This is a genomic window from Sphingomonas bacterium (assembly GCF_028292945.1).
Taxonomy (GTDB): domain Bacteria; phylum Pseudomonadota; class Alphaproteobacteria; order Sphingomonadales; family Sphingomonadaceae; genus Sphingomonas.
On record NZ_JAQGLJ010000123.1, the window covers coordinates 1 to 18234 of the forward strand.

The window sequence follows — 18234 nt, forward strand, 5'->3', positions numbered from 1 at the left end:
CCGCCCAGCTGCCGCGCATCCGCGCGCGGGGCACACCGCGATCGAGCATCTTGAGTGCGGCGACGAACTCGCCCGCGAACAGCGAGCGGCGGCGGCCCTCATAGGCGAGCGTGGCGAGGCTGCGGAAGAGGTCATAGCGGCCGGTATTGGCGCCATAGTCGGTCTCGTGACCCCAAATCGCGGCGGCGATCGAGGCCGGCACGCCCGTGCGCCGCTCCATCGTCGCCAGCCGCTCGGCCTGCGCCCGATAAGCCTGCTGCCCGCGCGCGACGCGGTCGGCGTTGACGTGGCGCGCGCGATAGGGGGCGAAGGGGGTGAAGGCGGTCGACGACACGGGCGCAGGCTGCGCGCGGTCGTTGCGGATGGTCTGCGGGTCCAGCGTCAGCGTCGGCAGCACGCCGTCCACGGTGCTTGGACGCACCCCCGCCGCGATCGCCTGCGCCCGCAATTGCGAGAGATAGGCCTGGAACGCGGCATCCTCATCCTGTGCCACCGCGCTGCCTGCGGCGAGCAGCAGGGCACCCGCAATCATCATCTTGAAATACGCCAACATGCCGATGCTCTTCGCATGCGGCTGAGCGCGCGGGAAACCGGCTCGTCGCGGCCCTTGCACAGACGGGCGCGGCGGCTCTAGACGAGGCGGGCCGCGGAGGGATGGCCGAGTGGTTTAAGGCAGCGGTCTTGAAAACCGCCGTGGGTGCAAGCCCACCGTGGGTTCGAATCCCACTCCCTCCGCCACGCACCCTAGCGGTTCACGAGTATTTCGAACTGCTCTGCAGGCAGCGGCGTATGGAACTGACACCCGGCGACATAATCATCCGCCCACATCACGTCGGCGGCGATCGGCGGAAGGCCCGGCAGGGTCAGCCAGATCGTGCCGCCCTTCTTCATCGGCGAATAGGTCTGCAACCGCGCGCCGTGGACCGACAGGTCGACGACCTTGCACAGCGCGCGATCCAGCCCGCCCTTTCCAACGCGCGCGTCGAGGGACACCGGAGCGCGGGGCACCCGGCGTCGGTTGTCGATCACGGCAGTTTCGAACTCGGCGGCGAACATGACGGTCAAGCTACGCCGCCGATGGTAAATAGCGGGTTAGCGACCCTTGAGCGTCAAGCCACCGCCGAAACGCTTGTTGAAGCGCGCAACCTGACCACCGGTGTCGAGCATGGTGCCGCGACCGCCGGTCCACGCTGGGTGCGCGAGCGGATCGATCTCCAGCGTCATCGTGTCGCCCGCCTTGCCCCAGGTGGAGCGCGTTTCGTACACGGTGCCGTCGGTCATCTGGACCTTGATCATGTGGTAGTCAGGGTGAGTATCGGCCTTCACGGGGTATGCTCCTGAGGTGGCTGGTTCCGACCAGCCTGATGTGGGGGCGGTTAGGTGATGAGGGTGCGGAAGTCAAAGCTCTCTTACCTCAGCCCTCTCCCGCTTTCGCGGGAGAGGGCTGAGGCTTAACGGCTGCACTTGCAGCCGCTTAGTCGCAGCGGTGAGGGTATTCTTCAAACGGCAGACAACTATCCTGCGTCAGGCCCTCACCCTGGCAGCTTCGCTGCCTGTCCCTCTCCCACGAAGACCGGAGAGGGTTAAGAAGTCTTCGGCGGGTCGGCGATCATCGCGGTGAAGCTCGCTTCCGCCGCGAGTTGGCCGTCGATCGTCGCGCGGCCGGCGAATTTGCAGACGCTGCTGCGCTTCTGCACGAACTCGACCTCGAGGCGGAGCAGCACGCCGGGCTCGACCGGCTTCCTGAACTTGGCGGCCTCGATTGCCATAAAATAGACCAGCTTGCCCGACCCGGTGAGACCAAGGCTTTCCACCGCAAGGATGCCTGCCGCCTGCGCCAATGCCTCGACGATAAGCACGCCCGGCATAATCGGGCGGCCGGGGAAATGGCCCTGGAAGAAGCCTTCGTTGAAGGTGACCGCCTTGATCGCTGCTATCGACCGGTCGAGGACCAGCTCCTCGACGCGATCGACCAACAGCATCGGATAGCGGTGCGGCAGGGCAGCCAGGACCCGCCCGATGTCGAGCGGGCCCAAGTTGGCGGGATCGGACGCCCCCCTGCCTCCGGCGTCGCTCACCTGCCGGTGGGGCGGGCAGGCGCCGGGGCGGGCGTCGCTGCACGCGCAGCCTGCTGCTGGCCGGGCTGCCAACCTGCCGGCACGGCGGTGCTCACGGTCGGGATCAAGCGATCCAGCTCGGCGGTCACGGCGGGGGTCACGTCGGCATTTGGCTGCAGAAACAACACCGCCTGCGGGTTGACCAGCAGGCTGACGTTGCGCGTGCGAACGACGTTCTGCACCGCTTCCCCCAGCTTCGCCTGGATCTGCTCGATGACATACGCCTGGGCGCGCTCGGCGGGTGCGGTGATGCGGGCGATCTCCGCCTGACCCGCCTGCTGCTTGGCCTGGATCGCCGCGTATTGCGGCTGAAGCGTGGCGTTGGTCGCACCCGGCGCGCGCTGTGCCGCCTGGAACTGCGTTACCAGCGGCTGCAGCTCGGCCTGAATCGCCTTGGAGCGCGCGTCGGCCTGATCGAGCTGCGGCTTGTACGTCGTCTGGATCTGGGTGCGCGCGGTCGCCCATGCACGCGTCCCGGCGATGGCCCCCTGCGGATCGGCGACCGCGACGCCATTGACCTGAGCCGCCGCAGGCGCCGTTACCGCCACCGACGCGGCGAGAAGAATCTTGGTGAGGTTAGTCATCAGAACTGGGTTCCTACGTTGAAGGTGATGAGCTTGGTGTCGTCCCCGGGCTGCGTCAGCAGCGCCTTGGCGACGTCGATACGCAAGGGGCCGAAAGGTGAGTTCCAGTTTACACCGAAACCGACCGACAGGCGAGGCTTGCGCGAATTGCCCAGGAAACGTTCGAGAAATGGCTGGCTGAATTGAGGGTCGTTCGCAACCGTGCCGATGCAGGCGCCCGTCGCATCCGGAATACCGGCGGGACAGATTGTCGTCAGCCCGGCCGACGTGGCGAATACCTGCTGACCGGCCGGCGTAAGGAGGGGGGCACCAAGCAGAGTAGGCGAGCCGTCCGTATTGAACAGCAGCTTCCCGCCTGCATCTCTAGCCTGAGCGAACGTGGCGGTGGGCAGCGGCCGCGTTATGCCAAACAGGCTGCCTGCCTGAACGTAGATCGAGGGCCGGAGGCCAAGCTCGCGCGCGCCGGAGCCGAGTGGGATCTCCAGTTCGACACGACCCAGATAATAGGCGCGACCGCCCAGCGCGTCGTCCTGGATCTGGTCGCGATCGGTCACCAGCACTTGCGCGCCGGTGGTCGCGTCCGCAGTGAAGTTGAGGCGCTGCACGCGGGGCCCGACGCCACGGATATCGAACCCGCGAAACTGCGGCTCGCCTAGGTAGAAGCGGTCGGTGATGCGAACCTTGTCGATGCCGGGTCCGCGACTCTCCTCCAAGGAGCGGATGAATCCGCCTTCGGCGAGCACCGATCCGATAAAGCCGCCGCCGACGTTCCAGTATTTGGCGTAATTGGCGGTACCACGGACATATTTCACGTCCCCGCCCAGTCCGGCGATGTCGGCGCTGAACGCGAAACGCGACCCGTCGCTGGGGCGCAGGCGGCTGTTGAGGCTGTCGTTGATCAGCGAGAAGCCCAGCGCCGAAGTATAACGGTTGCCGATCGAGTCACAAAGGTACCGCCCGGCCTTCAGCGGGTCGCAGACGCCGGCCGTGAAATATGTGTCTTGGTCGAGTCCGACTTCGTCATATGACAGGCCGTACCGGCCCGACAGCGACCAATATTCCGTCAGCGGTACGCCGAGACGGACCTGAAATCCGGTGGTCACCTGTGAATAGGTGGTACGGCGTTCCGTGCCTGCAAAGCCGAACGAGTTGTAATCGCGCCGGAACAGATCGACTCCGACGGCGATGTTCCTGTCGAACAGATAAGGTTCGGTAAAACCGGCCTCGACAGACTTCGAATAGCTGGAGTAATTAACCCCCAGGCGTAACTCCTGCCCCTTGCCACGAAAATTTCGCTGCGTGACGTTGGCTTGGATGATGAAGCGCTCGAGGCTGGAATAGCCTGCCGACAGCTGCAGCTCGCCGGTCGACTTCTCTTCGACATTGGCCTCCAGCGTCACGCGATCGGGCGCGGAACCGGGGTTCTGCTTGATTTCGAACTTGTCCTGGAAGAAGCCGAGGCTGTTGATCCGGTCCTGCGACCGCTTGACCTGAAAGCTGTTGAACGCGTCGCCCTCGGCCAGCCTGATCTCGCGGCGAACCACCTTGTCCTGTGTCTGCGTGTTGCCGTTGATGTCGATGCGTTCGACATAGGTGCGCTGCGCCTGCGCAATGTTGAAGTTGAGCGACATGGTCAACGCTTCACGATCCGGCACGAACTCCGGATTCACGTCAGTGAAGGCATAGCCGAACAGGCCCGCGGCCTCGCTCAGTTGCGTGACCGAGTCCTCGACCTGCTTGGCATTGTACCATTCGCCCTTCTTCAGCGGCAGTGCCGCGGCAAGGGCAGTGTTGTCGAAGTCGCGGATCTGACTGTCGACGGTGATGTCGCCGAACTTGTAGCGTTTCCCCTCCTCGACGACATAGGTGATGATGAAATCACGCTTGTCGGGTGTCAGCTCGGCGATGGCCGATATGACGCGGAAATCGGCATAGCCCTCCGTCAGATAATATTGTCGCAGCTTCTGCTGGTCGTAGTTCAGCCGGTCCTGGTCATAGGAAGTGCCCGACGACAGGAGGCGAAAGAAGCGCGCTTGTTTGGTCGCCATCTGGCCGCGCAGCTGGTCGTCGGAGAAGACCTCGTTGCCGATGACGTTGATCTGCCGAACCTTGGACTTCGCGCCCTCGGTGATCTCGAACACCACGTCGACGCGGTTCTGGTCCAGCGACACCATCTTGGGCTCGACCACCGCGGCGAAGCGGCCCTGGCGGCGGTACAGCTCGATGATGCGCTGCACGTCCTGGCGAACGGCGGAGCGGGTAAAGATCTGACGCGGGGCCAGCTTGACTTCCTTGGTGAATTTATCGCTTTTGAGTGCCTTGTTGCCTTCGAAGATGACGCGATTGATGATCGGGTTCTCGCGCACCCGCAGCACGATATCACCGCTCTCGACACCCGAGATGGAGAAGTCGGCGAATAGGTCCGATGCCTGCAGGTCCTTGAGCGCCTGATCGAGCGTTTCGGCCGTATACGGCGTGCCGACGCGAAGGCGGGTATAGGAGAGCACCGTATCCGGCTCGATGCGCTGCGACCCTTCGACACGCAGCGTTCTGATCGTACGGGCGTTTAGATCGAGCACGCTCGGGGCGGCGGCGGGAGTCGGTGCGGGCAACTGCTCCGCGCCCGCCGTCACCGGCACGTTTGGTGCGCCGGTCTGAGCGGTCGCGGCGCAGGGCGCGCCCGCCAGCACGGTGCCGGCGAGCAGCGCAGTCGCGAATGTACCGCGCCGGGGCTTGGAAACCTTGGAAACTGTCACTGACGTCAAAACCCCAACCCCGCGTGGAAAACTTGCCCTGTCGCGCCCCGCGCGCCCCTGCCCGATCCCGCCACTTCCCGCAACCCGATCAGCCGAACAGCCCGCCCAGTCGCTGCCATAGACCAAACGAGCCGAGGTCGTTGATCGTCACCACCAGCATCAGCGTCAGCAACGCCGCCAGCCCGCCGCGATACGCCCATTCCTGCACCTGCGGCCCCACCGGTCGTCGCCGCACCGCCTCGATCGCGTAGAAGAACAGGTGACCACCATCTAGCATGGGAACTGGCAGCAGGTTGATGAACCCGAGATTGATGGAGACCATCGCAATGAGGGTGATGAACTCCGGCCAGCCGAGCGAGAACTGCTCGCCCGATGTCTTCGCGATCTTGAGGGGGCCGCCGAGTTCCTTGATCGAGCGACGGCCGGTGATGATCTGGCCCAGCGCATCGAGCGTGTTGCGCAGCACCTGGCCGACCAGCCTCACACCCTCACCCGGCGCCTGGAGCAGCGGGGCGGGTCGGTATTCCGGGCGCGGGCTAGCGATACCCAGCCGGCCGATGCGGTATTCGTTGCCGAAGCGATCCTGCTGCCGCACCTCGCCGACGGTGACCGACATCGCCGTTTGCGCGCCGCCTCGGTCGACCACGACCGAGACCTTCTCGCCGGGGCGGATGAGGAGGTAGTTCGCGACATCGTCGAACCTTGCGACGGTGCGACCGCCCAGCGAGACGATGCGGTCGCCCGGGAGCAGGCCCGCTGCTGCCGCAGGGCTGCCCGCCGAGACGCCGGCGACGATCGGGGCCGTGTAGCGAACGCCGTATATATGCGCGAAGCCGGCCAGGATCAGCACGGCCAGCAGCAGGTTCACCGCCGGTCCTGCCGCGACGATGATCGCGCGCTGCCAGACGGGTTTGGCCTGGAACGTCCGCCCGCGCTCCGACGCGGGCAAGGCCAGCCATTCGGCGGATGGCCGCGAAACCGCGTTCATGTCGCCGGCGAAGCGGACATAACCACCCAGCGGCAGCCAGGCGAGCTTCCACCGCGTCCCGTGCCGGTCGGTCCAGCCGGCGATCTCGCGACCCATGCCGATCGAGAATGCCTCGATCTTCACGCCGAACCACCGCGCCGCCGCGTAGTGCCCCATCTCGTGCACGAACACGAGCGGGCCGATGACGCACAGGAAAGCGACGAAATAGATCAGGAAGCCGGGAGATTCGATCAAACCACGCTGTCCTTCATCCGCTCCTGCGCCATCCTGCGCGCCTCCGCATCGACGGCGAGCACCGCGTCGAGCGTGTCGGGCGCGGGTGCATCGTAGGCATTCAGAGTATCGGCGACGATTGCGGCGATTTCGAGGAAGCCGATCCGGCCGGCCAGGAACGCCGCGACCGCGACCTCGTTGGCAGCGTTGAGGATCGCCGGCCGCGCGCCACCGGCCGCCAGCGCCTCACGCGCCAGGCGGAGCGCGGGAAAACGCGCCTCGTCGGGTGCTTCGAAATCGAGGCGGCCAAGCGCAACCAGATCGAGCGGCGGCAACGGCGTCGGCAGACGGTCGGGCCAGGCCAGCGTGTGCGCGATCGGCACGCGCATGTCCGACGGGCCGAGCTGCGCCAGCGTCGAGCCGTCCACATACTCTACCATCGAATGCACCACCGACTGGCGGTGGATGACGATCTCGATTCGGGCGGGCGCTACCGGAAAAAGGCGCGCGGCCTCGATCAGCTCCAGACCCTTGTTGAACATGGTCGCGCTGTCGATCGAGATCTTCGCGCCCATCGACCAGTTCGGGTGGGCAAGCGCCTGGTCCGGCGTGACGTCGCGCATCGCTTGCGTCGACCAGTCGCGGAATGGGCCGCCGCTGCCGGTCAGGACGATGCGGCGCACGCGCTCGGACCGGGTGAAGTCGAAACACTGGAAGATCGCGTTGTGCTCGCTGTCGGCCGGCAGCAGCGTCGCGCCGGATCTCGCGGCGGCGGCAAGCACCAGCTCCCCGGCCGACACCAGCGGCTCCTTGTTGGCGAGCACCACGGTCTTGCCGCCACTGATCGCCGCAAGGACGGGTTCCAACCCGGCGCAGCCGACGATCGCCGCCATCGTCCAGTCCGCGCCGACGGCGGCGGCGATGACTGCTTGTCGACCGGCCGCGCAGGCGATGTTGGTGCCGTGAAGGGCGTCGCGGAGGGCTGGAAGTTTGCTTTCGTCGGCGACTACCGCCAGCTCGGCGTTGGTGCGTATCGCCGCCGCAGCGAGGCCGGCGACGTCGCTGTTGGCGGTCAGCGCGCGGACACGGAAACGGTCGGGCTCGCGCTCGACCAGGTCGAGCGTCGACGTGCCGACCGAGCCGGTGGCGCCCAGGATCGTGACGGTCCTCACCCGAACTGCTGGGCGAGGAACGCGCGCACGGTGGGCAACACGACCAGCAGCGCCGCGACGGGTGCGACCGGGACCAACCCGTCGAGCCGGTCCAGCACGCCGCCATGCCCGGGCAGGAGGTCTCCCGAATCCTTGACGCCGGCGCGACGCTTGAGCCAGCTCTCGTAGAGGTCCCCGCCCTGTGCGAGCACGGCCAGGAATGGCGTGGCGAGCGCGAGGCGAAGCGGGAGCCCGGCAGCGACGTGCAGGATCGCGGCGAGCGCGCCCGCCGCGATCACGCCGCCGATCAGCCCCGCCCAGGTCTTGTTGGGGCTGACGCTGGGCAACAGCTTCGGCCCGCCGATCGTCCGCCCCGCGAAATAGGCGCCGATATCGGTCGCCCACACCAGCGCCAGCGCCCAGAAGGTCCAGACCAGGCCGTCGACGCCGAGCTGGCGGCGGATGACGATCAGCGCCAGTACCGGCACGCCGACATAGATCACGCCCAGCGCCAGCTTCGGCATGCGCGAGACGATCACGACGAAGAACGCCGCACCGACCAGCAGCCCCACGGTGAAGAAGTCGCGGGTCTCGCCGATCACCCATTCGGGCGTCATCGTCACCAAGGGGACGAACAGCGCGAACTGCGCCAGTCGCCGGGCCTTGGCGGGGGCCGCATGTAGGTCCGCCCATTCGCCCAGCATCAGCAGCGCGGCGATCGTCACCACCAGCCAGAAGTAAAGGCCGCCCAGCCCCACCGCCGCGACCGCGACCGCGATGAGGCCCAGGCCGACCGCGCTGCGGACCGCGAGGTCGGAGCGTGGCCTCGGTTGGGAATCGCCGGTCACAGGCCGCCGTAGCGCCGTTGACGCAGCCCGAACGCCGCGATCGCATCGGAAAAAACATTCTCGTCGAAATCGGGCCAGAGCGTGTCCACGAACAACAATTCAGCATAGGCGGCCTGCCAGAGCAGGAAGTTGGACAGGCGCTGTTCCCCCGACGAGCGGATCAGCAGGTCGAGCGGCGGCAGGTCGCGGGTTTCCAACTCAGCCTCGATCGCCGCCTCGTCGATCTCCTCGGGTCGCAAGCGCTTTGCTAGAACTTGGGCGGCGAGCCGGCGCGCGGCGGCCGCGAGCTCCGCCTGGGCGCCGTAATTGAGCGCGATCGCGAGGAACGGACCGGTGTTGCCGGCGGTGCGCGCGACCGCCTCGTCGATCATCTCGGTAAGGTCCGGGGCGAAGCGGCGATAGTCGCCCAGCACGCGCAACCGCACGTTCTCGCGCACCATCTCGTCCAGGTCGGAGCGGATGAAGCGGCGCAGCAGCCCCATCAGGTCGATGACCTCAGCCTCCGGTCGGCGCCAGTTCTCGCTGGAAAACGCATATAGCGTCAGCGCTTCGATCCCGAGTTCGCGCGCCGACCGCATGACGCGACGCACCGCCTCCACGCCCGCCTTGTGCCCGGCGAGCCGCGGCAGATGGCGCTGCTTGGCCCAGCGGCCGTTGCCGTCCATGATGATCGCGACGTGACGCGGGATGGCGGCAGTGCCGGGAGCCGGTGCTATCGCAGTGGCCACCTACTCCGCTCCCGCTTGCGGGACGGGTTGGGGGAAGGCCTGTTCTGGCCCGGGTGAGGCTGACAGTCCCTCCCCTAGCCCCTCCCGCACGCGGGAGGGGAACAGCGTTGCGCCGCCCGCCATCACTTGCCCAGAATCTCTTTCTCTTTCGCACTTGCCGCGGCATCGACATCGGCCACGGTCTTGTCGGTCAGCTTCTGCAACTCCGCCTCGTGGCGCTTGCGGTCGTCTTCGCCAAACACGTTCTTCTTCTCGTCGAGCTTCAGGCTGTCCATGCCATCGCGACGCACGTTGCGCACGGCGATCTTGGCCTTTTCCGAATAGGAGCCGGCGAGCTTGGCCAGTTCCTTGCGGCGCTCCTCCGTCAGGTCGGGAATGGGCAGCCGCAGCGTGGTGCCGTCGTTGATCGGGTTCAGGCCCAGCCCGGCCGAGCGGATCGCCTTTTCCACCGGGCCGACATTGGTCTTGTCCCAGACCTGCACCGACAGCATGCGCGGCTCGGGCACCGAAACGGTCGCCACCTGGTTCAGGGGCATGTGACTGCCATAGACCTCGACCATCACGGGATCGAGCAGCGCGATCGAGGCGCGCCCGGTGCGCAGACCCGCAAGGTCGCTCTTCAGCGCGTCGACCGCACCGGCCATGCGCCGCTCCAGGTCCGATTTGTCATAGGCCGGCATCAATTCTGCTCCTGCGCTTGCACGATCGTCGAGACGCCCTGCCCCGCCAGCACCGCAGCGAAATTGCCGTGCTCGCGGATGTTGAAGACAACGATCGGGATGTTGTTGTCACGACAAAGCGCGATCGCGCTCGCGTCCATGACCTTGAGATTGTTCGAGAGGACCGTATCGTAGGACACTGTTTCGTAACGCTTTGCGCTCGGAACCTGCTTGGGATCGGCGTCGTACACCCCGTCGACGCTGGTGCCCTTGAACAGCGCGTCGCACTTCATCTCGGCGGCGCGCAGCGCGGCGCCGCTGTCGGTGGTGAAGAAGGGCGAACCGACGCCGGCGGCGAAGATCACGACGCGGCCCTTCTCGAGGTGACGCTCCGCGCGGCGGCGGATGAACGGTTCGCAGACCGACTGCATCGGGATCGCGGACTGGACGCGGGTGTCGACGCCGATCTGTTCGAGCGCGTTCTGCACCGCGAGCGCATTCATCACCGTGGCGAGCATGCCCATGTAATCGGCGGTCGCCCGCTCGATGCCCTTTGCAGCCGCCGACAGCCCGCGAAAGATGTTGCCGCCACCGACGACGATGCAGAGCTGGTAGCCCTGCGCCCGCACGTCAGCGATCTCCTGGGCGACGCGGGTGGTCACGTCGGGATCGATCGCGAGATTGCCCCCATTATCCTTGGGGCCCATCAGGACTTCACCCGAGAGCTTTAGCAGGATGCGGCGGAAACGGGGGGCGGTCATCGGGGGAGCGGGTTACGCGGGCGACGGCGCGGGGGCAACCGTCTGCATGGAAAGAGGATCGGTACGAGAGCCGGTAGCAGGTGGCAGCGACCAGCTAGTACCGCCCTCCCCGACGCAAAGTCGGGGCCAGTCCGCGGCGCGGCGGACTGGACCCCGGCTTCCGCCGGGGAGGGAAGCTGCAGCGGCATCGCCGTGATCGCACGTCGTGCCCTCACCCTGATTGCTTCGCGAGCTGTCCCTCTCCCGCTTGCGGGAGAAGAGGGCTACGCCGTCGGCTCTGGCTGCGTATCGGTCTTCTGCGGTACGCCGCTGGCGGCGGCCACTTCGGCGGCGAAGTCGCTGGTCTCGCGCTCGATGCCTTCGCCGAGCTGGAAGCGGACATAGTCCTTGAGCACGATGGTCGTGCCCGCGTCCTTGCCTGCCTTCGCCACAACGTCGGAGATCTTGGTCTTGCCGTCCATCACGAACAGCTGGCTGACGAGTGCATGCTCCTTGCGGTATTTGGCGATGCCGCCCTCGACCATCTTGGCGATGATATCGGCGGGCTTGCCGCTGTCGGCAGCCTTCTCCGTCGCGATCGCGCGCTCGCGCTCGATCTCGGCTTCGTCCAGGTCCGCCTCGTTCAGCGCCTTGGGGAACGCCGCCGCGATGTGCATCGCGAGCTGCTTGCCCAAATCCTGCAACGCCGCGTCCGGTGCGTCCGACTCAAGCGCGACCAGGACGCCGATCTTGCCGAGACCCGGCGACTGCTGGTTGTGGACGTAAGAAACCACCGCGCCCTTCGTCACCTCGAGCCGCTTGACGCGGCGCAGCGACTGGTTCTCGCCGATGGTGGCGATGTTGTTGGTCAGCACGTCGGCAACGGTGGTGCCCGATGGCATCGCGGCGCTCTTCAGCGTCTCCACATCGTTGCTGCCGGCGAGCGCGATCTGCGTCACTTCGCGCACGAAGTCCTGAAACTGCTGGTTCTTGGCGACGAAATCGGTCTCGGAGTTGACCTCCACCGCAGCGCCCGCCGTGCCGCTGACCGCCACGCCGACCAGACCCTCGGCCGCGGTGCGGCTGGACTTCTTCTGGGCGGCGGCGAGGCCCTTGGTGCGCAGCCAGTCCATCGCGGCGTCCATGTCGCCCGACGTCTCGCTCAGCGCCTTCTTGCAATCCATCATGCCCGCGCCGCTCTTTTCGCGCAGGTCCTTGACCATCGAAGCCGTGATGTCGGCCATGTTCATTGTCCTTGATTAATCCCCGTTCGTCCCGAGCGAAGTCGAGGGACAGGTGCGGGGCGCGTGCCTCGACTTCGCTCGGCACGAACGGGGAGGATCGCTCCTCCCCTCCATGTCAGACGGCTCAGGCGCTTGCCTGCGCACCCTCTCCGGCTGGGACGGCCGCATCGACGGGCGTCGGGTCGGTGCCCAGATCACCCGCGTCGGCAGTCGGCGTGATCACCGCCTCCTCGGCCGGTGGCGCATCCATCGCGCCGATGTCGCGGCCCGAGCGTGCCTGCTGCTCCTGACCACCGCGGGTCGCCGCGATCGCGATCGCCTCGCAATACAGGCGGATGGCGCGGCTGGCGTCGTCGTTTGCGGGAACCGGGAAGGCGATACCGTCAGGCGAGACGTTCGAATCGAGGATCGCAACCACCGGGATACCCAGCGTGTTGGCCTCCTTGATCGCGAGTTCCTCCTTGTTGGCGTCGATCACGAACATGACGTCGGGCACGCCGCCCATGTCGCGGATGCCACCCAGGCTCATCTCCAGCTTGTCGCGCTCACGCGTCAGCTGGAGCACTTCCTTCTTGGTCAGCCCGACCGTGTCGCCGGCCAACTGCTCCTCCAGCGTCTTCATGCGACGTATCGAATTGCTGATCGTCTTCCAGTTGGTGAGCATGCCGCCCAGCCAGCGGTGATTGACGAAATGCTGGTTGGACTGACGCGCCGAATCACGGACCGGCTCCTGCGCCTGACGCTTGGTGCCGACGAACAGCACCTTGCCACCGCCGGCGACGGTCGACGACACGAAGTCGAGCGCACGTGCGAACAGGGGCACGGTCTGCGACAGATCGAGGATGTGAACGCCGTTGCGATCGCCGAAGATGTAGGGTTTCATCTTCGGGTTCCAGCGATGCGTCTGGTGTCCGAAGTGCGCACCAGTCTCGATGAGCTGCTGCATGGTGACGACAGGTGCCGCCATAGGGATAACTCCTTCCGGTTGAGCCTCTGGGAAGCGGATGACGCAAGAGCCAGTCGGCTCCGGCGCACCGGGCTATGTTGCTTCCCATGTGGGGTTGAGGCGCGGCGCTTAGGCGATCCCCGGCGCGGGCGCAAGCGCTTGACACGGGAACAGGAGCGGAACATAGGGGGTTTGTAGCAGATACGGACGAGGCTGATCTTACCTGATTTGCCTTTAAAGGCAGGTATTTCACCGGATCCGGAACCTGTGGATAACTTATTGGTTAACGTGTCTTGACAGGGATGCGTTCGCAGGGAGGCGAACATGATGGCGGTGATCGGCACGATGGTATTCATGGGCGCGATGACGTTGGCGATGGCGGTGATCTGGCTGTCCGTCGCGCCGCAGTGGCGTCGGATCGTGCGGCTGGCGTCCGGCCATGTCGAACAGTCCTTCAATCCGCTGCAGCGGCTGGCGATGGCGGAGCGGCGGATCGCAGTCAGGCGCTGGGCGTCGGCTCCGGCGAGCGTGTTGCCTCGGATGCGCGCTGCCGCCTGACCTTGGCATAGCTCGCCATGCTGAATGGCATGGTGAGCAGGTAGATCAGGCTGAGAACTGTCAACGTCTGCCACGGCGCGGTCACCAGCGCGGCGGCAAGCACAACCGCGGCGGCGATCGCCTCGAACCGTACCGTGCGGCGCAGGCGGAACGAGGTCCAGCTGAACGTCGCGACGCTCGACACCATCAGTATCGCCACGAACGCCACCCATGGCGCGACCAGCCATGGCGAGCGCAAGATGGGCTCGCCGCTCCACAACCAGGCGATCAGCGGCAGCATGGCGAGGCCCGCGCCGGCAGGTGCCGGGACACCGGTCAGAAAGCCGGCGGATTTATGCGGCTGCTCGTCAAGATCGATCTGGGCGTTGAACCGGGCGAGGCGTAGCGCGCAGAATACCGCAAGCATCAGCGCGACGATCCAGCCGAGCCGTGGCCACTGCGTCAGCGACCACAGAAACAGGACCAGCGCCGGCGACACCCCGAACGAGATCGCGTCCGCCAGCGAATCGAGCTCCGCGCCGAACCGGCTCTCGCCCCGCAACAGGCGGGCGACCCGGCCGTCGAGGCCATCCAGCACGCCGGCGAGCACGATCATGCCGACGGCGCGCTCCCACTCGCCGCCGATGGCGAAACGCACGCCGGACAAGCCGGAACAAAGCGCCAGCGCGGTGATTGCATTCGGCAGCAGCGCGCGCAGCGGGATGCCCCGTGCCCGCCGTTGCGGCCGCCCTTGCGCGTTCACCCGGTGTTCCGCGATGGTCGTCGTGCGGCGATCGTCATTGCGCCACGCCTTTCACTTCGGTGCCGCCGACCCGGCCCAGCACCGTCTCGCCCGCGATCGAACGCTGCCCCAGCGCGACCTGACACACGCAATCCTCCGGCAGGAACACGTCGACGCGACTGCCGAATCGGATCAGCCCGATGCGCTGCCCGGCCGCGACAATGTCGCCCGCCTTGACGAATCCGAGGATGCGCCGTGCCACCAGGCCGGCGATCTGGGTGAAGCCGACGCGGCGGCCGTCATGACCCTCGACGACGAAATACTGCCGCTCATTCTCTTCGGACGCCTTGTCCAGATCGGCGTTGAGGAACTTGCCCGCGACATACACCACCTGCCTGACCGTGCCTGCGATCGGGGTGCGGTTGATGTGGACGTCGAACACCGACATGAAGATCGATACGCGCACGCGCGACGCTTCGCTCAGCCCATTGGGGCCGTCCAGCTCGCGCGGAACCGGCACGCGCTCGATCATGGTGATCAGCCCGTCGGCGGGCGCCACGATCAGCCCCGCGTCCTGCGGCGTGGTCCGGATCGGGTCGCGGAAGAACGCGGCGACCCAGATCGTCACGCCCACCATCGGCCAGAACAGGACGTTCCACACGACCGTCAGCAGCAAGGTGATGCCGGCGGCGATCGCGACGTATTTGTAGCCCTCCTGATGGACGGCGGGAAAACGCCACTTCACGGTGGAGGTCGGCAGCGGTGTTTGGAGCGGCTTTTCGAGAGATGCCATCCGCAGGTCGATACCCGGCACGGTCGGATAGGGCAAATCCGAGTCCGCCGCCGCGGTTGATCCCCCCTGCCCGGTCCCCTAGACGCCACCCCGACAGCTTCCCCGAGGACAGGATCAAATGGCGAAAATTCAGGTCAAGACGCCCGTCGTGGAGATCGACGGCGACGAGATGACGCGGATCATCTGGGAGTGGATCCGCGAGCGCCTGATCAAGCCATACCTCGCGATCGATCTGGATTATTACGATCTCGGCATCGAGCATCGCGACGCGACCGACGACAAGGTCACCGTCGACAGCGCGCGCGCCACGCAGAAATACGGTGTCGCCGTGAAGTGCGCGACCATCACTCCCGACGAGCAGCGCGTCGAGGAGTTCAAGCTCAAGCGGATGTGGAAGTCGCCCAACGGCACGATCCGCAACATTCTGGGCGGCGTGATCTTCCGCGAGCCGATCGTGATCCGCAACGTGCCGCGCCTGATTCCCGGCTGGACACACCCGATCGTTGTCGGGCGGCACGCGTTCGGCGATCAGTACAAGGCGACCGATTTCAAGGTGCCCGGTCCGGGCAAGCTGACGATGAAGTTCGAGGGCGCAGACGGTCAGGTCATCGAGCACGAGGTGTTCGACTTCCCGACGTCTGGCGTCGCGATGGGGATGTACAATCTCGACGATTCGATCCGCGACTTCGCGCGCGCGTCGATGCATTACGCGCTGGGCCGCGGCTGGCCGCTGTACCTGTCGACCAAGAACACGATCCTCAAGGCGTATGACGGGCGCTTCAAGGACCTGTTCGCCGAGATTTTCGAGGCGGAGTTCGCGGCGGAGTTCAAGGCGAAGAACATCGTCTACGAGCATCGCCTGATCGACGACATGGTCGCCAGCGCGCTGAAATGGTCGGGCGAATTCGTGTGGGCATGCAAGAATTACGACGGAGACGTGCAGTCCGATCAGGTAGCGCAGGGCTTCGGCTCGCTGGGGCTGATGACGTCGGTGCTACTGACCCCCGACGGCAAAACGGTCGAGGCCGAAGCTGCGCACGGCACCGTCACGCGCCATTATCGCCAGCACCAGCAGGGCAAGGCGACCTCCACCAACCCGATCGCGTCGATCTTCGCCTGGACCGGCGGGCTGAAATATCGTGGCAAGTTCGACAACACGCCCGATGTCACGCGCTTCGCCGAGACACTGGAGCGGATCTGCGTGGAAACGGTCGAGCAGGGCAGCATGACCAAGGATCTCGCTATCCTGATCGGTCCCGACCAGCCCTGGATGACGACCGAGCAGTTCTTCGAGGCGGTGCGCCTGAACCTCGAAAAGGAGATGGCCGGCTGGGCTTAAGTCCAGCGCGGTCCCTAGCCTCACTTCATGCCGGGGTGACAAGCCGCCGCCTTTCGCCCTAGCACGGCAGGCATGGCAGGTGATCTCAGCGGCAGTGCAATCAGCGACGCGGTCGTCGTGCTCGGCGCGGCGGGGCTTGTGATCCCCGCCTTTGCGCGCGTGCGGATCAGCCCGGTGATCGGCTTCATCCTGGTCGGCGTGCTCGTCGGCCCGTCGGGGCTGGGCAGTCTCGTGGCGAGCTTTCCCTGGCTCTACCACGTCACCATCACCAACCCTGCCGCCATGACGCCAGTCGCCGAGATCGGCATCATCCTGCTGTTGTTCTCCATCGGGCTGGAGCTGTCGTTCCGACGCCTGTGGGGCATGCGCGCTCAAGTGTTCGGGACGGGCGCCGCAATCCTGCTGCTGTCGGCCGCTGCGATCGTGCTGGCGTTGCGGGTCAGCGGCGATGGCTGGCCGGGCGCGCTTGGCCTGGCGCTTGCGCTGGCGCTGTCGTCCACCGCGCTGGTGCTGCCGATCACGGGGACGACGGGGCCGCTGGGCCGCGTGGCCTTTCCCGTGCTGCTGCTGCAGGACCTGGCACTGGTGCCGATCGTGTTCGTGCTCGGCGCGATCGGTGCGGGTGGCGGCGAGCGCGACCCGTTTGATGTTGTTCTGGCGGGTAGCGCGACGGTGATCGTCATGTATCTGGGCGGGCGTATCATCCTGCCGCGACTGTTCGCGCAGGCGGCGCGCACCAAGAGCCCGGAGCTGTTCCTCGCCGCGTCGCTGCTGGTCGCCATCGTCGCCAGCCTCGCGACCTCGGCGGTCGGGCTGGGCCCGATCGTGGGCGCGCTGCTGGCGGGGGTGCTGATCGCCGAAACGGCGTATCATGACGAGGTCGAGGCGATCGTGCGCCCGTTCCAGGGGCTGGCACTGGGCGTGTTCCTGATCACGGTGGGCATGGGGCTCGACCTGCGAATGCTGGTCGCCGACTGGCCCGTGCTGCTGGCGGCGCTTGCCGGCGTGGTGGCGGTCAAGGCGGTCATTACCGCGCTGCTGATCCGTCGCGACGGTGTCGGCTGGCCGATCGCGGCGGAGTCGGGCCTGTTGCTGGCGAGCCCGGGGGAGACGACGCTGATCGTACTCGGAGTCGCGGTGAGCGCCGCGCTGATCGCGCCGGCCGAGGCCGCATTCTGGCAGACCGCGACCGCGCTGGGCATGACGGTGACACCGCTGCTCGCGCGCGCCGGTCAGGTGGTCACCCGGCGCCTCAATCGCGGGGCGGTGCCAGAGGTGGAGCTGGACGAACTCGGCCCCGGCACGGTGATCATCGGCTTCGGCCGGGTCGGTCGACTGGTGGCCGAGATGCTGCAGGCCCACGACCGACGGTTCTTCGCGATCGACGCCGATCCCGACAACGTCGCCGCTGGGCGAAGCGAAGGCTTTCCGGTGGTGTTCGGCGATGTCGCACGCGGTGAACTGGTCGAGCGGCTTGCACTGACGCGGGCGGACGCGCTGGTGCTGACGATGGACGATCCCGCGTTGACCGTCAGGCTGGTGAAGCGGGTCCGGGCTGTGGACACCGAGCAGACGATCATCGCGCGCGCCCGCGACGCCCGACATGCGGCCGAGCTGTACCGTGCCGGTGTGACTGATGCCGTGCCGGAAACCCTGGAAAGCTCGTTGCAGCTGTCCGAAGCCGTGCTGGTCGATCTGGGTGTGGCGATGGGGCCGGTGATCGCCTCCATCCACGAGAAGCGCGACGAGTTGAGGCGCGAAGTGCGCGCGGCGGCCGATCTCGACCGTGAGCCGCGCATCCGTCGCGTGCCTGGCCGCGGCGAGCAGCCGGGCTGATTCGCGGCGAGCG

General features: G+C 66.5%; 19 protein-coding genes and 1 tRNA gene. 4 read left to right on the plus strand and 16 right to left on the minus strand.

Annotated features, from left to right (window positions below; all coding sequences use genetic code 11):
• On the minus strand, positions 1-553 hold a 553-nt coding region (locus JWN21_RS12990), incomplete at its 3' end, for a lytic transglycosylase domain-containing protein (RefSeq protein ID WP_299650931.1).
• Between the two features lie 95 nt (positions 554-648).
• Here JWN21_RS12990 and JWN21_RS12995 point away from each other — a divergent pair.
• A tRNA-Ser gene (locus tag JWN21_RS12995) sits at positions 649-738 on the plus strand.
• A 6-nt stretch (positions 739-744) separates the two neighbouring features.
• On the opposite strand, the gene JWN21_RS13000 is transcribed toward JWN21_RS12995, so the two are convergent.
• The 13 genes from JWN21_RS13000 to rpsB form a co-directional block, all read right to left on the minus strand.
• A complete protein-coding gene (locus tag JWN21_RS13000; RefSeq protein ID WP_299651001.1) occupies positions 745-1056 on the minus strand; it encodes a PilZ domain-containing protein in 312 nt (103 codons plus the stop codon).
• Positions 1057-1092: 36 nt separating this feature from the next.
• The gene (gene rpmE, locus JWN21_RS13005; RefSeq protein ID WP_299650934.1) at positions 1093-1326 is read right to left on the minus strand and encodes a 50S ribosomal protein L31; all 234 of its coding nucleotides are present in this window, start codon (positions 1324-1326) and stop codon (positions 1093-1095) included.
• Positions 1327-1583: 257 nt separating this feature from the next.
• Positions 1584-2036: a 3-hydroxyacyl-ACP dehydratase FabZ gene (gene fabZ / locus JWN21_RS13010; RefSeq protein ID WP_299651004.1), complete on the minus strand. Its 453-nt coding sequence runs from the start codon at positions 2034-2036 to the stop codon at positions 1584-1586.
• Positions 2037-2074: 38 nt separating this feature from the next.
• Positions 2075-2701, minus strand: coding sequence for an OmpH family outer membrane protein (locus tag JWN21_RS13015; RefSeq protein ID WP_299650936.1), 627 nt, complete (start codon positions 2699-2701; stop codon positions 2075-2077).
• Positions 2701-5457: an outer membrane protein assembly factor BamA gene (gene bamA / locus JWN21_RS13020; RefSeq protein WP_299650939.1), complete on the minus strand. Its 2757-nt coding sequence runs from the start codon at positions 5455-5457 to the stop codon at positions 2701-2703. Before bamA ends, JWN21_RS13015 begins: the two co-directional genes overlap by 1 nt.
• 88 nt (positions 5458-5545) lie before the next feature.
• The gene (locus JWN21_RS13025) at positions 5546-6679 is read right to left on the minus strand and encodes an RIP metalloprotease (RefSeq protein ID WP_299650942.1); all 1134 of its coding nucleotides are present in this window, start codon (positions 6677-6679) and stop codon (positions 5546-5548) included.
• Positions 6676-7830 (minus strand): 1-deoxy-D-xylulose-5-phosphate reductoisomerase, encoded by a 1155-nt coding sequence (dxr, locus tag JWN21_RS13030; protein ID WP_299650945.1) that lies wholly within the window; start codon positions 7828-7830, stop codon positions 6676-6678. Before dxr ends, JWN21_RS13025 begins: the two co-directional genes overlap by 4 nt.
• Entirely contained in the window at positions 7827-8657 is an 831-nt protein-coding gene (locus JWN21_RS13035; RefSeq protein ID WP_299650947.1) for a phosphatidate cytidylyltransferase, read from the minus strand. The genes dxr and JWN21_RS13035 overlap by 4 nt, the downstream gene beginning before the upstream one ends.
• The gene (gene uppS, locus JWN21_RS13040) at positions 8654-9322 is read right to left on the minus strand and encodes a polyprenyl diphosphate synthase (protein ID WP_299651007.1); all 669 of its coding nucleotides are present in this window, start codon (positions 9320-9322) and stop codon (positions 8654-8656) included. The genes JWN21_RS13035 and uppS overlap by 4 nt, the downstream gene beginning before the upstream one ends.
• A 185-nt stretch (positions 9323-9507) precedes the next feature.
• Entirely contained in the window at positions 9508-10065 is a 558-nt protein-coding gene (frr, locus tag JWN21_RS13045) for a ribosome recycling factor (RefSeq protein WP_299650950.1), read from the minus strand.
• A complete protein-coding gene (pyrH, locus tag JWN21_RS13050; RefSeq protein WP_299650953.1) occupies positions 10065-10805 on the minus strand; it encodes a UMP kinase in 741 nt (246 codons plus the stop codon). Before pyrH ends, frr begins: the two co-directional genes overlap by 1 nt.
• A gap of 263 nt (positions 10806-11068) precedes the next feature.
• On the minus strand, positions 11069-12028 hold the full coding sequence (gene tsf / locus JWN21_RS13055; protein WP_299650956.1) for a translation elongation factor Ts: 960 nt from the start codon (positions 12026-12028) through the stop codon (positions 11069-11071).
• 124 nt (positions 12029-12152) lie between these two features.
• Entirely contained in the window at positions 12153-12995 is an 843-nt protein-coding gene (rpsB, locus tag JWN21_RS13060) for a 30S ribosomal protein S2 (protein ID WP_299650959.1), read from the minus strand.
• A gap of 303 nt (positions 12996-13298) precedes the next feature.
• Between rpsB and JWN21_RS13065 the strand changes: the two genes are divergently transcribed.
• Positions 13299-13532 carry a hypothetical protein gene (locus JWN21_RS13065; RefSeq protein ID WP_299650962.1) on the plus strand — a complete coding sequence of 78 codons (234 nt, stop codon included), beginning with the start codon at positions 13299-13301 and terminating at the stop codon, positions 13530-13532.
• Here JWN21_RS13065 and JWN21_RS13070 read toward each other — a convergent pair.
• Together JWN21_RS13070 and JWN21_RS13075 are read right to left on the minus strand one after the other, a co-directional pair.
• On the minus strand, positions 13474-14274 hold the full coding sequence (locus tag JWN21_RS13070) for a phosphatidylcholine/phosphatidylserine synthase (RefSeq protein WP_299650965.1): 801 nt from the start codon (positions 14272-14274) through the stop codon (positions 13474-13476). The two genes, JWN21_RS13065 and JWN21_RS13070, sit on opposite strands and share 59 nt — an antisense overlap.
• A gap of 34 nt (positions 14275-14308) precedes the next feature.
• Positions 14309-15046, minus strand: coding sequence for a phosphatidylserine decarboxylase (locus JWN21_RS13075; RefSeq protein ID WP_299650968.1), 738 nt, complete (start codon positions 15044-15046; stop codon positions 14309-14311).
• Between the two features lie 118 nt (positions 15047-15164).
• Here JWN21_RS13075 and JWN21_RS13080 point away from each other — a divergent pair, with 118 nt between their 5' ends.
• A complete protein-coding gene (locus tag JWN21_RS13080) occupies positions 15165-16385 on the plus strand; it encodes an NADP-dependent isocitrate dehydrogenase (RefSeq protein ID WP_299650971.1) in 1221 nt (406 codons plus the stop codon).
• 72 nt (positions 16386-16457) lie between these two features.
• Positions 16458-18221: a cation:proton antiporter gene (locus tag JWN21_RS13085; protein ID WP_299650974.1), complete on the plus strand. Its 1764-nt coding sequence runs from the start codon at positions 16458-16460 to the stop codon at positions 18219-18221.
• Positions 18222-18234: the final 13 nt, after the last annotated feature.

What these genes read in the sequence shown, in the direction of transcription:
- JWN21_RS13000 (WP_299651001.1), bottom strand. Translation starts at nt 1,056, where the DNA reads ATGTTCGCCGCCGAGTTCGAAACTGCCGTGATCGACAACCGACGCCGG.
- uppS (WP_299651007.1), bottom strand. Translation starts at nt 9,322, where the DNA reads ATGGACGGCAACGGCCGCTGGGCCAAGCAGCGCCATCTGCCGCGGCTC.
- JWN21_RS13075 (WP_299650968.1), bottom strand. Translation starts at nt 15,046, where the DNA reads ATGGCATCTCTCGAAAAGCCGCTCCAAACACCGCTGCCGACCTCCACC.
- JWN21_RS13085 (WP_299650974.1), top strand. Translation starts at nt 16,458, where the DNA reads ATGGCAGGTGATCTCAGCGGCAGTGCAATCAGCGACGCGGTCGTCGTG.
- JWN21_RS13080 (WP_299650971.1), top strand. Translation starts at nt 15,165, where the DNA reads ATGGCGAAAATTCAGGTCAAGACGCCCGTCGTGGAGATCGACGGCGAC.
- frr (WP_299650950.1), bottom strand. Translation starts at nt 10,065, where the DNA reads ATGCCGGCCTATGACAAATCGGACCTGGAGCGGCGCATGGCCGGTGCG.
- pyrH (WP_299650953.1), bottom strand. Translation starts at nt 10,805, where the DNA reads ATGACCGCCCCCCGTTTCCGCCGCATCCTGCTAAAGCTCTCGGGTGAA.
- rpsB (WP_299650959.1), bottom strand. Translation starts at nt 12,995, where the DNA reads ATGGCGGCACCTGTCGTCACCATGCAGCAGCTCATCGAGACTGGTGCG.
- JWN21_RS13015 (WP_299650936.1), bottom strand. Translation starts at nt 2,701, where the DNA reads ATGACTAACCTCACCAAGATTCTTCTCGCCGCGTCGGTGGCGGTAACG.
- tsf (WP_299650956.1), bottom strand. Translation starts at nt 12,028, where the DNA reads ATGGCCGACATCACGGCTTCGATGGTCAAGGACCTGCGCGAAAAGAGC.
- JWN21_RS13065 (WP_299650962.1), top strand. Translation starts at nt 13,299, where the DNA reads ATGATGGCGGTGATCGGCACGATGGTATTCATGGGCGCGATGACGTTG.